The sequence below is a fragment of the Bradyrhizobium betae genome (assembly GCF_004123905.1).
GTDB lineage: Bacteria > Pseudomonadota > Alphaproteobacteria > Rhizobiales > Xanthobacteraceae > Bradyrhizobium > Bradyrhizobium betae_A.
The window spans coordinates 24,387-38,569 of record NZ_MZXW01000016.1; the positions used below are offsets into that span (position 1 = coordinate 24,387).

At 63.9% G+C, this 14,183-nt stretch carries 14 protein-coding genes; 11 read left to right on the forward strand and 3 right to left on the reverse strand.

Going from position 1 to position 14,183, the window contains the following annotated elements; genetic code table 11:
- Positions 1-110 precede the first annotated feature (110 nt).
- Positions 111-974, forward strand: coding sequence for an alpha/beta fold hydrolase (locus tag B5V03_RS10250; protein WP_129269765.1), 864 nt, complete (start codon positions 111-113; stop codon positions 972-974).
- A 429-nt stretch (positions 975-1,403) separates the two neighbouring features.
- Here the strand turns inward: B5V03_RS10250 and B5V03_RS10255 are convergent, their stop codons facing one another.
- Complete coding sequence (locus tag B5V03_RS10255) at positions 1,404-2,543, reverse strand: ROK family protein (RefSeq protein ID WP_129269767.1); 1,140 nt, start codon at positions 2,541-2,543, stop codon at positions 1,404-1,406.
- Between the two features lie 330 nt (positions 2,544-2,873).
- Here B5V03_RS10255 and rplU point away from each other — a divergent pair, with 330 nt between their 5' ends.
- The 3 genes from rplU to B5V03_RS10270 all read left to right on the forward strand — a co-directional run bounded on the left by rplU (position 2,874) and on the right by B5V03_RS10270 (position 4,375).
- Entirely contained in the window at positions 2,874-3,263 is a 390-nt protein-coding gene (rplU, locus tag B5V03_RS10260; RefSeq protein WP_129269769.1) for a 50S ribosomal protein L21, read from the forward strand.
- Between the two features lie 98 nt (positions 3,264-3,361).
- Positions 3,362-3,631 carry a 50S ribosomal protein L27 gene (rpmA, locus tag B5V03_RS10265; protein ID WP_045004325.1) on the forward strand — a complete coding sequence of 90 codons (270 nt, stop codon included), beginning with the start codon at positions 3,362-3,364 and terminating at the stop codon, positions 3,629-3,631.
- Between the two features lie 150 nt (positions 3,632-3,781).
- On the forward strand, positions 3,782-4,375 hold the full coding sequence (locus B5V03_RS10270; protein WP_164987920.1) for a GNAT family N-acetyltransferase: 594 nt from the start codon (positions 3,782-3,784) through the stop codon (positions 4,373-4,375).
- 161 nt (positions 4,376-4,536) lie between these two features.
- Here the strand turns inward: B5V03_RS10270 and B5V03_RS10275 are convergent, their stop codons facing one another.
- On the reverse strand, positions 4,537-5,451 hold the full coding sequence (locus B5V03_RS10275; protein ID WP_129269773.1) for a DMT family transporter: 915 nt from the start codon (positions 5,449-5,451) through the stop codon (positions 4,537-4,539).
- 268 nt (positions 5,452-5,719) lie between these two features.
- Here B5V03_RS10275 and B5V03_RS10280 point away from each other — a divergent pair, with 268 nt between their 5' ends.
- From B5V03_RS10280 to B5V03_RS10290, 3 genes are all read left to right on the forward strand, one after another.
- Positions 5,720-6,202 (forward strand): MaoC family dehydratase, encoded by a 483-nt coding sequence (locus B5V03_RS10280; protein ID WP_129269775.1) that lies wholly within the window; start codon positions 5,720-5,722, stop codon positions 6,200-6,202.
- 85 nt (positions 6,203-6,287) lie between these two features.
- Complete coding sequence (obgE, locus tag B5V03_RS10285) at positions 6,288-7,328, forward strand: GTPase ObgE (RefSeq protein WP_129269777.1); 1,041 nt, start codon at positions 6,288-6,290, stop codon at positions 7,326-7,328.
- Between the two features lie 219 nt (positions 7,329-7,547).
- Positions 7,548-9,182 carry an alkaline phosphatase family protein gene (locus B5V03_RS10290; RefSeq protein WP_129269779.1) on the forward strand — a complete coding sequence of 545 codons (1,635 nt, stop codon included), beginning with the start codon at positions 7,548-7,550 and terminating at the stop codon, positions 9,180-9,182.
- Positions 9,183-9,227: 45 nt separating this feature from the next.
- Here the strand turns inward: B5V03_RS10290 and B5V03_RS10295 are convergent, their stop codons facing one another.
- A complete protein-coding gene (locus B5V03_RS10295) occupies positions 9,228-10,193 on the reverse strand; it encodes a Bug family tripartite tricarboxylate transporter substrate binding protein (protein ID WP_129269781.1) in 966 nt (321 codons plus the stop codon).
- A 201-nt stretch (positions 10,194-10,394) separates the two neighbouring features.
- On the opposite strand from B5V03_RS10295, the gene proB reads away from it, so the two are divergent.
- From proB to rsfS, 4 genes are all read left to right on the forward strand, one after another.
- Entirely contained in the window at positions 10,395-11,516 is a 1,122-nt protein-coding gene (gene proB / locus B5V03_RS10300) for a glutamate 5-kinase (RefSeq protein ID WP_129269783.1), read from the forward strand.
- Positions 11,517-11,650: 134 nt separating this feature from the next.
- Entirely contained in the window at positions 11,651-12,946 is a 1,296-nt protein-coding gene (locus B5V03_RS10305) for a glutamate-5-semialdehyde dehydrogenase (RefSeq protein ID WP_129269785.1), read from the forward strand.
- Between the two features lie 18 nt (positions 12,947-12,964).
- Positions 12,965-13,609 (forward strand): nicotinate-nucleotide adenylyltransferase, encoded by a 645-nt coding sequence (locus tag B5V03_RS10310; protein ID WP_129269787.1) that lies wholly within the window; start codon positions 12,965-12,967, stop codon positions 13,607-13,609.
- Between the two features lie 206 nt (positions 13,610-13,815).
- A complete protein-coding gene (rsfS, locus tag B5V03_RS10315) occupies positions 13,816-14,181 on the forward strand; it encodes a ribosome silencing factor (RefSeq protein ID WP_129269789.1) in 366 nt (121 codons plus the stop codon).
- Positions 14,182-14,183: the final 2 nt, after the last annotated feature.

Here is a 14,183-nt window from a genome sequence, read left to right on the forward strand (position 1 = left end):
ATCCGCTGCCTCTTTCAGCCCCGCACCAGCCAGATTCTTGTTTTAACGCGTTTTCTTGACGCGAACCGGTGTCCCCTTCGCTTGAAAACGCTTTGTCGGGAGGAACTGCCGTGGAGCATCTCACCCTCAAGGCCAATGGCGCCGATTTCCACCTGGTCCGTGCCGGGCGGGGCAAACCGCTGCTTTTGCTGCATGGTTGGCCGGAATTCTGGCTGACCTGGGAGCCGGTGATAGCGCGTCTGGCCGACCGGTTCATGCTGATCGCGCCCGATCTGCGCGGCTTTGGCGACAGCGACAAGCCGGACGGGCCTTTTGGGGCGGACGGCCATGCCGCCGACATGCTGGCGCTGATGGAGGGGCTGGGCATCGACCGATTCGGGGTGGTCGGCCACGATGTCGGCGGCGCCGTGATGCAGCCTTTGGCGCGGCGGGCGCCCAAGCGGCTCGCGGGGCTGTTCTTCTTCGATTTCGTCTATCCCGGCATCGGGCCGCGGATGGCGGCGCCTGATCGGCTCAACCACATCTGGTATCAATCCTTCCACCAGATGGAGATGGCGCCCGCGCTGGTCGGCGCCAGCCGCGAGAGCTGCCGGCTCTATTTCAGTCATTTCCTGAAGGGCTGGGCGCATCGCAAGAACGCCTTCGATGACGTGCTCGACGCCTTCGCCGACAATTTCCTTGAGGAAGGCAACCTCGCCGGCGGCTTTGCGTATTATCGCGCCGCGCATGCCGGACGTATCGCGATGATGAAGGGCGAAGCGCTGCAGCTGGCGCCGATCGATCTGCCGACCTGCGTGCGCTGGGCCGAGCACGATCCGCTGTTTCCCTATGCGTGGACGGATCGGCTGAGCGAGACCTTCAGTAACGTCGATCTCGCGATGTTTCCCGGCGTCGGCCACTTCCCGCATCGGGAAGACCCCGATCGCGCGGCCGCGGAGATCGCGGCGTTCTTTCAGCGGATTGGCTGGAGCTGAAGGCAGGGAAGCTGGAGCGTGATGGGTTGAAGTCGATCGCGTTTGGCCGACAGCAGCGCTCTCTCTATTCCCTCCCCCCTCGTGGGGGAGGGGCAGGGAGGGGGGTGCCACACGGGGATTCTCTCCGTCGCGTACCACGCCATACCATCCAACAACCGTCACCTCTTCCTGGGCTACCCCTCTCCCTAACCCTCCCCCGCAAGGGGGGAGGGAACGCACCTTTGTTGGGGCGCTAGTCCCGTCTCATCATCATGCTCTGGAAGCAGGGGGTGGGACCGCCAGACGCGGTAAACACTGGCGGTCCCGTGCCGCTCATTGAAACTCTGGCCAGGAAGGGCGGCTTCGCTGGTCAGGTGAGGCGACGGTTCGACCCTAGCGTGCGGCCCCGGCGCCGCAACGCAATCCGTCCCTTAACCTAACCAGTCAAGGTTACTCCTTGTCCGCCTTGGCCTTTTTCTTGTTCGTTTCCTTGCCGTTCTCGGTCAAATCACGGTCTTTCCCGTTCTCCTTGCGGCGGTTGCTGAAGCGCGCATTGCCGAGGCCGGTGCCGATGGTGAGCACGCCCCAGCGCTCGACGTCCTGCATGAACGGCACCTCGGAGAGGCCCTGAACCACGCCGTCATTGTGCATCACGATCGCGGTGTCGTGCTCGCCGATCGCGGGGATGCCCTCGATCAGGCTCGCCGGCAGGTTGAACTTGCTGCTCTCCCAATTGCCCGGCAAGTTCTGCGCGCCTTTCTCGATCGAGCCGTCCGCGTTGATTACGCCGGGACAGGCGATGCCGATGAAGGGGGCGAGCTTGAAGCCTTCGGTCTCGGCCTCGGTGATCAGCCCTTTCAGCATTTTTGTGAGCCGCTTCACCGCGCCTTCGCGCGTCGGCTCGTCGTCGGCATGACGCCACAGCTCGGATTTGACGACCTTCGCCTTCGACAGGTCTTTTGCCTTCTTCCAGCCGGTCTCCACCAGGCCGCAGCGGATGTTGGTGCCGCCGATATCGACGGCGAGGATGCTGTCATAGGCCTCGAAAATCCAGGATGGCGCCAGATGCAGCGCGCCGAGCAGGCCGGCTTCATCGGGGTGATGGCGGATCGGCACCATGTCGATCTTGAAGTCCTCTGATTTCAGGATGATCTCGGTGCGCGCGATCGCGAGCTCGCCGAGCCGCGAATTGCGAAAGCCGCCGCCGACCACGATGCGCTCGGTCTTGGCCCAGGCTTTTGTCTTCAGGAAACGACGCGTGACGTAAGCGAGCTCCTGCGCGAACTCCTCGATGGCGCTGTGCACCACCGCCGAGGCTTCGGTGTCGTCGCCGATCAGGATGGCATCCAGGGTCTTCTTGCTGATGCTCTCCGAGGGCTCCTTGCCAAAGGGGTCTTCGCCCGATTTGCGCAGCGGCTTGCGCCAGCGGTCGAGAATGTTGCGGAACGCACCCTTGCTGGCGCGGTCGCCGAGAAAGCCGTCCTCGTCCTTGATCTCGATGTTGAAGCTATCCACGTCCACCGACGGCAGCCGCTCGGCGCCATGATGGGCGATGCCCGTCGTCGTCTTGACCAGTTCGTCCGTTGCCATGGGAAGCCCTTGCCCGCGTGTCAACTCGCGGGGACAACGGCGCGGGAACCCCGAAGTTGCAAACCGACGGCAGATTCGGCCCGTCCGGTGGAAGGGCCTCAAATCCTTCAAATCCGGGCCTTTTCCGCGGTTTTCCTTGACTCTTCGCGCTTGGCGGCTATAAGTCCCACACCCGGCGCGGGGCGTTTCTCGCGCCGCTTGTTTTTGCGTGGGTTTTCAAAGGGATAACTCCCGCCCGCACAAAACTCGCAATAAACCCATAGCGACTGACAAAAAGCCGGCCCGGACGTATCCGTCGCGAGGCCGGGATTTGAACACGGAGAAAAAACGATGTTCGCAGTCATCAAAACCGGCGGCAAGCAATACCGCGTCGTGCCGGATGATGTTCTCGAAGTAGGCAAGATCGAAGGCGAAGTCGGCTCGATCATCCAGCTGAATGAAGTTCTGGTGGTCGGCGGCGACACGCCGGTCTTGGGCATTCCGACGGTGGCCGGCGCCTCCGTTGCGGTCGAGGTGCTCGACCACAAGCGCGGACCCAAGGTCATCGCGTTCAAGAAGCGCCGCCGCAAGAACTCGCGCCGCAAGCGCGGCTATCGCGACGAGATCACGGTCCTCCGCATCTCCGAGATCCTGACCGACGGCGCCAAGCCCACCAAGGGCCCGCGTCCGAAGCGGGAGAAGGTCGCGAAGGAAGCCGACAAGGAAGCCGACGCCGCCTGAAATCGATCACGCGCATTCACGAATTGATGCGTGAGAGATTTTGAAATGATTCCGTCAAGGAATTGACCTAGAAATACGCAGGATTTCGGAGACGAGCCATGGCTCACAAAAAAGCAGGCGGTTCATCGCGCAACGGTCGCGATTCCAAGGGTAAGCGCCTCGGTATCAAGGCGTTCGGCGGGGAAGTCGTCATTCCCGGCAACATCATTGCGCGTCAGCGCGGCACCACCTGGCACCCGGGCCTTAATGTCGGCATGGGTACGGACCACACTCTGTTCGCCAAGGTCGAGGGTCGCGTCACGTTCCAGGCCAAAGCCAACGGTCGCACCTTCGTATCGGTGCTCCCGCTCGCAGAGGCGGCTGAATAGACGGTGGACCAAATTTGGAGTCCGCCGGGTCCTACCGAACCGGCGGAGTCCAGATCATAGAGATCGAAGGCTCCAGGGGAGGCGGGAAACCGGCCTCCCCTTTCGTTTGACGTGCTCACTTTTCACTTAGTGACTTCGACGGAGCCCGACATGTTGCAGGATTTCTCGAGCGTGACCTTGCAGGAGGCGAGACCCAGCGTCGTCGCCACCGAGCGGCTGACCTTGCGGCGGCCGACCCTCGCCGACGTCAGGACCATTGCCCACCTCGCCAACGACCGCCGTGTCGCGGAAAACACCCGCCGCCTCCCCCATCCCTATTCGCAGGACGACGCCGTCGCATTCATCCGCGCCACCTCCGCGCTCGGCAGCGAGACCGTGTTCCTGATCGAGCATGACAGCGGGCCGGTCGGCATGGTCGGCATCGACAACTCCACGCCTGGCAATGCCGAGCTCGGCTACTGGCTCGGCGTCGAGCATTGGGGCCGGGGCTATGCCACCGAGGCCGCGCGCGGTGCGATCGACTTCTTCTTCGAGGAGTTCGAGGACGACCATCTCTATGCGGGCGCGCGCGTCACCAATCCGTCGTCGCGCAACGTGCTGGAGAAGTGCGGCTTCCAGTGGAGCGGCGTGCAGTTGCATCGATTTTTGGCGCTGGGGTCGTCCACGCCGGTCGACTGCTTCCGCCTCTCGCGCGGGGTGTGGTCGTCGCTGAAGAACTGGAGCAGTGCGCGAAGGATGAGGTAGCGGCATCATTCTCCGCCGTCGTCCCTGCGAACGCAGGGACCCATAACCACAGGGAGGAGTGTGGCGCAAAGCTCCCACTCCGAGTCCTCGCAAAACATCTGCCTGTGGGCATGGGTCCCGGATCTGCGCTTCGCTTGTCCGGGACGACAGCGCGAATGGAGCTAAGCCGGCGGATTCACCTCTGCGCTGGCGCGGCCGAGATCGCGCTCGCGCAAGTAAATATAGAACCCGGCGCCGACGATGATGGCGGCGCCGACGATGGTCGCGATTGACGGCACGTCGCCGAACACGACGAAGCCGAAGATCACAGCCCAGACGATCATCGAATATTGATACGGCACGACCACGCTCGCCGGCGCAAGCTTGAGCGAGCGGTTGACGCAGAACAGCGCGGTCACCGAAATGACCCCCGCCAGCGCGAAGATCACGAGGCTGCCCGGGGTCGGCGGCACCCAGTGAAATGCCGACAGCACCGCACCGAGCAGGAACGTGCCGACGAATTGCGAGGACGCCATCACGATGTCGGGCGTCTTGCGCAAGCTGCGGGTGATCAGCATCAGGGTTGCGAACGACAGGCTGCCGCCGAGCGCGATCAGCGCCGGCAGGCTGACGGTCTGCGCCGACGGCCGCAGCGCAATCACGACGCCGCAGAAACCGATCAGGATCGCGGTCCAGCGCCGCCAGCCGACCTTCTCGCGCAAAAAGACCGCCGACATCGCGGTGACGAAGATGGGACCGGCGAGATAATAGGTGATGACGTCGGCAAGCGGCAGATAGACCGTCGCGATGAAGAAGGCCGCGACCTCCAGCGTCGACAGCGTGACGCGGACGAGCTGCAACCACGGCCGCTCCATGTGAACGAAATCCTGCCGATGCCGCCAGATGATCGGCAGCAGCAGAAGCAGCGCCGCGCAGGCGCGCAGGAACAGCAGCTGCCCCACCGAATAGGTCCCGACCAGGAACTTGCCCATGGCGTCGCCGAACGAGAACATGAAGATCGACAGCACCATGAGCCCGATGCCGGCCAGCCGCGCCGATCGGTCGTCATAGGCGGAGAGGTTCTTGAAGAAGGGCATTGATACGCGTGTGAGTTCGTGGACTCGTCATTGCGAGGAGCGCTTGCGACGAAGCAATCCAGTCTGCTTCCGCAGAGACAGACTGGATTGCTTCGCTTCGCTCGCAATGACGAGCGGAGGGAGCGTCGGAAACCAGCGACTAGAGTCGCTTGCGGTCGTTTTAATGGCGCAGGCGGCCGCGACAAGCGCGCGCAAGCCGAATTGAACGGATTGTCGCACTCTTCGCGTCGCGGTAGCGATAGGCCGCCCACGAACAGAGAGCATGGACATGACCGACTTCGATCCGACCCAGCATCGCATGATCCCCGCGCAACGCTGGTTTGAGGATTTCGTGGTCAGCGAGCGCTTCGTGCTGCCAAGCCGGACCCAGACCAATGCGGTGTTCGCGGCGTTCCAGACCGCAAGCGGCGATACCCATCCCGTGCACTACGATGTCGAATATTGCCGCAGCCGCGGCATGCCGCATCTGCTCGCCCACGGTTTCCAGACCCTGATCCACACCGCGCCAGGCGCGGGGCTGTTTCCGTTCATGGTCGAGGACTCCCTGGTCGGCTTCCTTGAGCAGTCCAGCCGGTTCCTCAAGCCCGTGTTCGCCGACGACACGATCTATCCCGCGCTCGAGGTGACCGAGCTGGTGCCGGGCCGCACGACGGGTGCGGTCACGCTGAAGAGCACCGTGTTCAACCAGCGCAAGGAGCTGGTGCTGGAGGGCACGCAGAAATTCCTGATCCGGCGCCGGCCGACTGGTTAATCACGACCCCAAAATCGCGGAATTTCGGCCGATTCAGGGATAAGTCCGGGTTGCCGGGCGTGCCCGGCTGGCCTACCTATGGCCCATGAAATTCCTTGACGAAGCAAAGGTCTATATCCGCTCCGGTGACGGCGGAAACGGCTGCGTGGCGTTCCGCCGCGAAAAATTCATTGAATTCGGCGGTCCCTCCGGCGGCAATGGCGGCCGCGGCGGCAACGTGATCATCGAGGTCGCCGACGGCCTCAACACGCTGATCGACTACCGCTACCAGCAGCACTTCAAGGCCCAGAAGGGCGAGAACGGCTCGGGCTCGGACCGCCACGGCGCCAACGGCAAGAACATCGTGCTGAAGGTCCCCTTGGGCACGCAGATCTTCGACGAAGATCGCGAGACGATGATCCACGATTTCACCAATGTCGGCGAAAAGTTCGTTCTCGCCGAAGGCGGCAATGGCGGCTTCGGCAACGCCCATTTCAAGACCTCGACCAACCGCGCGCCGCGCAACGCCAATCCCGGCCAGACCGGCGAGGAGCGCTGGATCTGGCTGCGGCTGAAGCTGATCGCGGACGCCGGTCTCGTCGGCCTGCCCAATGCGGGTAAATCAACCTTCCTCTCCAAGGTCAGCGCAGCACGGCCCAAGATCGCCGACTATCCCTTCACCACGCTGCATCCACAGCTCGGCGTCGTGAATGCCGACGGCCGCGAATTCGTGCTGGCCGACATTCCGGGTCTCATCGAGGGCGCGCATGAAGGCGTGGGCCTCGGCGACCGTTTCCTCGCTCATGTCGAGCGTTGCCGCGTGCTGCTGCACCTCGTCGACGCAACCTGCGAGCATGCCGGCAAGGCCTACAAGACGGTGCGAGCGGAGCTCGATGCCTATGGCGGGCTGCTCACCGACAAGATCGAGATCGTCGCACTGAACAAGATCGACGCAGTCGAGCCGGACGAGTTGAAGAAGCAGAAGGACCGGCTGAAGCGCGCCGCCAAGAAGACGCCGCTGCTGCTTTCGGGCGTCACCGGTGATGGCGTCAAGGAAGCGTTGCGCGCGCTTGTCGAGGTGATTGGCGAGGCCCCCGTGTCCACCAAGGCGAAGAGTGCGGCCGAAGCTGAGCCTTGGTCGGTTTGATCTCTCTCAGCCGTCGTCCCCGCGAACGCGGGGACCCATACCGCGTGATCTATCGATTGCGGATGCTTGTAGTCCCACACGAGGAGTCCTCGCCAAATCACGCCCTGTGGTTATGGGTCCCCGCGTTCGCGGGGACGACAGCGGAGTATACGGCAACAGGTTGCCATCGCGACCGCAATAGCGCAGCATCGAACAATCAAGAAACGGCAGGGATGACGCATGGCGCGCGCGAAGAACGTTCTCTGGATCATGTGCGACCAGCTTCGCTATGACTATCTCGGCTGCACCGGCCATCCCACACTGAAGACGCCGAACATCGACGCCATGGCCAAGCGTGGCGTGCTGTTCTCGAAAGCTTACGTGCAATCCCCGATCTGCGGCCCATCGCGGATGTCGTTCTACACCGGGCGCTACATGCGCTCGCACGGCTCGCACTGGAACGGCTGGCCGCTGCGTGTCGGCGAGCCCACGCTCGGCGATCATCTCAAGAAGATCGGCGTACGCAATGTGCTGGTCGGCAAGACCCACATGGCCCCTGATATCGAAGGCATGAAGGCGCTCGGCATCCCGCCGGAATCGATGATCGGCGTGCATGTCGCCGAATGCGGTTTTGAACCGTATGAGCGCGACGACGGCCTGCATCCGACCGGACGGCCGCGCCCGAAATACGATGAGTATCTGCGCCAGCAGGGTTTTGAAGCCACCAATCCGTGGGAGCATTGGGCCAACTCAGGCGCGGCGGAAGACGGCTCCTTGCAGAACGGCTGGCTGCTGGTGCACGCCGACAAGGCCGCGCGCGTGCCGGATGAACATTCGGAGACGCCCTACATGACGCGGCGGGCGATGGATTTCATCAGCGAAGCCGAGACAGACGGCCGGCCGTGGTGTCTGCATCTGTCCTACATCAAGCCGCATTGGCCCTACATCGCGCCCGAGCCCTACGCGAGCAGGTATTCGACCGACGACATGATCCCGGTGATCCGCTCCGACCGTGAGCGGCAAAACCCGCATCCGGTGTTCGGCGCCTACATGGACATGCGCTACTCCCGCAACATGGCGCGCGACGATGCCCGCGAGAAGGTGATCCCGACCTATATGGGCCTGATCACCCAGATCGACGACCAGATGGGCGTGCTGATGAAATTCCTGGAGGCGCGCGGCCTGCTCGAGAGCACGATGATCGTGTTCACCTCCGACCACGGCGATTATCTCGGTGACCACTGGATGGGCGAGAAGGACCTATTCCACGAACAATCCGCGAAGATTCCGCTGATCATCATCGATCCATCGAAGGAAGCCGACCCGACGCGCGGCACGCGCAGCGAGGCGCTGGTGGAAGGTATCGATCTCGCGCCGACCTTCGTCGACTATTTCGGCGGCAAGGTGCCGGGCCACATCCTCGAAGGGCGCTCGCTGCTACCGCTGCTGCGCGGGCCGACGCCGCCGGATTGGCGCAAGGTGGCGTTCTCAGAATACGACTACGCCATGCAGGACGTGCGGCTGAAACTGAACCAACCGATCGAGCGCTGCCGCCTGTTCATGGTGTTCGACGGCCGCTGGAAATACATTCACGCCTCCGGCTTCCGCCCGATGCTGTATGACCTCGAAACCGATCCGGAAGAATTTCTGGATCGCGGCGACGATCCCGAGTGCGCCGGCATCATCGCGCGGTTGCAGGCCGAGCTGTTCGACTGGGCACTGCATCCGAACGATCACATCACCACGCCGCACGAGAAGATCGCGAACTACGCCGACAACCAGCTCCAGGTGAAGGGCGGGGTTTTGATCGGCATCTGGGATGAAGCAGAACTCGCGTCGATCAAGGACGGCATCGCACAGCGCGCGAAGATGTAAGCCGCTCTTCGCCTCTCCCCCGCTTGCTGGGAGAGGGAGAAGACCTCAATTCTCGATCTTGTATCCCGTCGCCTTGACGATCGGCTGCCAGAACGCCGTGTTGGCGGCGAGTTCTTTCGTCAGTCCATCCGCATTGCTGCCAACCGGGATCAGCCCGATCGCGGTGAGCTTCCCCTTCACCTCGGGCTTGGCGAGCGCGGCACTCGCGGCGGCACCGAGCTTGCTCGCAAACTCCGGCGGGCTGCCGGCTGGAAGCCACATGCCGTACCAGGCGTCCGCAACGAGATCAATGCCGCTCTCCTTCAACGTCGGAACGTCGGGCGCGAACGGCGAACGCTCCGCACTCGACACCGCGATGATCTTCACGCCCTTGGCACGGTGCTGCGGCAGCGCATCGGCCAGCGTGGTGATCCCGAAAGAAATGTGGCCACCGATGATGTCGTTGAGGATCGGCGCGCTGCCGCGATAGGGCACGCGGGTGAGAGGGATGCCAAGATCCTTCTCGAGCTTGGAGCCCATGAAGTGCGGAATGGTGCCGTTGCTCGGCACGCCGAACGACGTTTTGTCGGGATGCGCCTTCAACCAGGCGACGAATCCCTTGAAATCGGCGGCCTCGATCCCCGGGCCGATCACGACGGCGAACTCGAATCGCGCGAGCAGCGACACCGGCATGAAATCCTTGGCCGTGTCGAAGCTCGGCGCCGTCTCCACCATCGGCAGCAGATACATGGTCGGGCCCGTCGTCACCAGCACCATGCTGCCGTCGGGGCTCGCGCCCTTGACCGCCTTGATGCCGATCAGGCCATCGCCGCCGGTGCGGTTCTCGACCACGATGGTCCGTTGCAGCACCGGCGCCATCTCCTGCGCGATCAGCCTGCACAGCGCGTCGCCGCCCGCTCCTGCCGCGAACGGGAAGATGAACTTGCTCAGCCCGGCCTGCGCTTGCACCTCGCCCGCCTGCGCCAGCAGCGGCAGCCCGAGACATCCGCCCATGAATTTGCGGCGATCCATTCGTTTCCTCTTTTGCTTGATTTTCGTTGGCGGCAATTAGAGCCAGGCAGACGCCCGACACAAGGCCGACATTGGTGCCGTTTACCATCCCGGCCGCCTTGCGCCGGCCGTCGTCCTGCTGCAAAAGCAGGCCTTACCGGCGCAGCCTTTTCGCTCCGCCGTTTTCCAAGCAATTCGTCACACGCGCCAACACAACCACACATGGCCAGCCCCGAACTCAGTCAATTCCGCCGCATCGTCGTCAAGGTCGGCTCCGCGCTGCTGGTCGATTCCGACAAGGGCGAAGTGCGGGCGTCCTGGCTCGCCGCGCTCGCGGACGACATGGCCAAGCTGCACCGCGAGGGCCGCGACGTGCTGGTCGTGTCCTCGGGCTCGATCGCGCTCGGCCGCAGCCGGCTCAAATTGCCGCGCGGGCCGCTGAAGCTCGAGGAGAGCCAGGCTGCTGCCGCCGTCGGCCAGATCGCGCTGGCGCGGATCTGGTCGGAGGTGCTGGGCGCACACGGCATCGGCGCCGGCCAGATTCTGGTCACGCTCCAGGACACCGAGGAGCGCCGCCGCTATCTCAACGCCCGCTCCACCATCGGCAAGCTGCTGGAATGGCGCGCGATCCCCGTGATCAACGAGAACGACACGGTCGCCACCAACGAAATCCGCTACGGCGACAACGACCGCCTCGCCGCGCGCGTCGCCACCATGGCGAGCGCGGATTTGCTGGTGCTGCTCTCCGACATCGACGGGCTCTACGACGCCCCGCCGAAGAACAATCCGAACGCAAAGCTTATTCCCGTCGTCGACAGCATCTCCTCGGAGATCGAGGCCGTGGCGGGAGATGCCGAGTCCGAGCTCTCGCGCGGCGGCATGCGCACCAAGGTCGAGGCCGCCAAGATCGCGACCACCGGCGGCACCCACATGCTGATAGCGTCCGGCAAGATCGAGCATCCCCTTCAGGCGATCGCCGATGGCGGCCGCTGCACCTGGTTCCTGACGCCGGCCAATCCCATCACCTCGCGAAAGCGCTGGATCGCGGGCACGCTGGAGCCGAAGGGCACGTTGACGATCGATGCCGGCGCAGTGACGGCGCTGCGCGCCGGCGCCAGCCTGCTGCCGGCCGGCGTCATCAAGGTCGAGGGCCAGTTCGCCCGCGGCGATGCCGTGATCGTGCGCGGCCCCGACACCAGCGAGATCGGCCGCGGCCTGATCGCCTATGACGCCGAGGTCGCCGAACGGATCAAGGGCCGTTCCTCTCCTGATGTGATGTCCATCCTCGGCATCAGCGGGCGGTCGGAGATGATCCACCGCGACGATCTCGTGATGGGCGGGTAAGGCCGCTGCGGTCCTTTCTAGTGGGCCACTGACCCAGCCGGGCGCCACCGGGGGTACCTGCCATACCCTCCGGACCCTTCGCAAAAGCGGGATTTCCGTGCTAGGACACCGCCTTAGCAAAGGTTGAAAACCCCATGGCCGCCCCCCTCAAAGCCGTTGACGGCACTGCCGATCTCCAGGCGCTGATGTCCGATCTCGCCACCCGTGCCCGCGCGGCTGCGCGCGTGCTGGCGCTGGCGCCGCCGGAGCAGAAGAACCGGGCGCTGGAAGCCATGGAGCGGGCGATCCGAGAGCATGCCGCCACCATCCTCGCCGCTAACGCCGAGGACGTCGCGGATGCCCGCGCCTCCGGCAATGCCACCTCCTCTTTCATCGACCGCCTGACGCTGACGCCGGCACGTGTCGAGTCGATGGCCGAGGGCATCAGCATCGTGCGCGGCATCGCCGATCCCGTCGGCATCGTCACCGAGAGCTGGCAGCGCCCGAACGGCATGACCATCGAGCGCGTGCGCGTGCCGCTCGGCGTCGTCGGCGTGATTTTCGAGAGCCGGCCGAACGTTGCGGCGGACGCCGGCGTGCTGTGCCTGAAGTCCGGCAATGCCGTGATCCTGCGTGGCGGCTCCGACAGTTTTCGGTCCTGCCGCGCGATCCATCAATGCCTGGTGCAGGGCCTGCGCGAAGCGGGCCTGCCCGAAGCTGCGATCACGCTGGTGCCGACGCGCGACCGTGCCGCGGTCGGCATGATGCTATCAGGGTTGAACGGCACCGTTGACGTGATCGTGCCGCGCGGCGGCAAGAGCCTCGTCGCCCGCGTCGAGCAGGAAGCGCGCGTGCCGGTGTTCGCACATCTCGAAGGTGTCAATCACGTCTATGTCGATGCCAGCGCTGACCTCGCCATGGCGAAGTCGATCGTGCTCAATGCAAAAATGCGGCGCACCGGCGTCTGTGGTGCGGCCGAGACGCTGCTGGTCGACCGCGCTGCTGCTGACAAGAACCTGAAGCCGCTGATCGAGATGTTGATCGACTCGGGATGCGAAGTGCGCGGCGACGACGCCGTGCAAAAGGCCGATGCGCGCGTGAAGGCCGCAAGCGAAGACGATTGGGACACCGAATATCTCGACGCGATCATTGCCGCGAAGGTAGTGGACGGCGTCGACGGCGCGATCGCGCACATCCAGAGCCACGGCTCGCATCATACCGATGCGATCGTGAGCGCGGATGAAGCGGCTGCGAACAAATTCCTGAGCGAGGTCGATTCCGCGATCGTGCTGCACAACGCCTCGACGCAGTTCGCCGATGGCGGCGAGTTCGGCTTCGGCGCCGAGATCGGCATCGCCACCGGCCGCTTCCACGCACGCGGCCCTGTCGGCGCCGAGCAATTGACGAGCTTCAAATATCGCGTTCACGGCACCGGGCAAACGCGGCCGTAAAGTCGTGAGGCGCGGGCATTGAGCAACAATTTCGTCGCGCCGCGTTTCTTCGCGCAGGCCATACCACCCTACACAGAAGGCATGCGCGTTGGCCTGCTCGGCGGCTCGTTCAATCCGCCGCACCAGGCCCATCGCGCGATCAGCCAGTTCGCGCTGAAACGCCTCCAACTCGATCGCGTGTGGTGGCTGGTGACCCCCGGCAATCCGCTGAAGGAGAACGGCAATCTGCATGAGCTCGGCGAGCGCATGCAGGCCGCGCGCGACGTCGCCAACGATTCCAGGATCGAGGTGAGCTGTCTCGAATCCGTCATTCGTACCCGCTATACTATCGACACGATCAACACCTTGCGCCGCCGCCTCTCGGGCTTGCGCTTTGTCTGGATTATGGGCGCCGACAACCTCGCTCAATTCCATCGTTGGCAGCACTGGCGGCGTATCGCCGACCAGGTGCCGCTTGCGGTCATCGATCGCCCGCCACAGAGTTTTCGTGCCCTCGCCTCTCCCGCCGCCCAGGCGCTCGCGCGCTACCGCCTGCCCGAGAACAAGGCAGCCCTGCTTGCGGATCAGCCGGCGCCGGCCTGGGTGTTTCTGACCGGATTGAAGCTCAATTTGTCCTCAACCGGCCTGCGGAACCCGGACGGGAGCTGGAAAGGTACGAAGTGAGTCAGACTGTGGGGACGGGGGTAGGCTTTGGACTCTCTGGCATATTGAAACCCTTAACCCCACATGATGTAGTGTAACCAGTGAGCGCCGGATTCGCGTTCGCGATACAGTGAAAGGAATGGTCCCTGACCACATCTGTATTGTCCAAGTCTGTTTTACCCAAGGTTGCCAAGCCTACGCGTAAAACATCGACCCAAGCTGCGGCCTTGAAGGCGCAACCCGACGCCGACAAGACGCTGAGCCTGATCCTCTCCCGCCTCGACGACATGAAGGCGGAAGAGACGGTCACCATCGACCTTCGCGGCAAATCGGCGTACTCCGACTACATGATCGTCACCACCGGCCGGGTGAACCGGCACGTCGGCGCGATCGCGGAAAACGTCGCCAAGGGCCTCAAGGAAAACGGCATCAAGAACATCCACGTCGAGGGCTTGCCCAATTGCGACTGGGTGCTGATCGATTCCGGCGATGTGATCGTGCACGTGTTCAGACCCGAGGTCCGCGAGTTCTACAACCTCGAGCGGTTGTACACGCAGGGCCCAGGGGCGGCGAAGGCGATCCAGGCTCCCTAGGC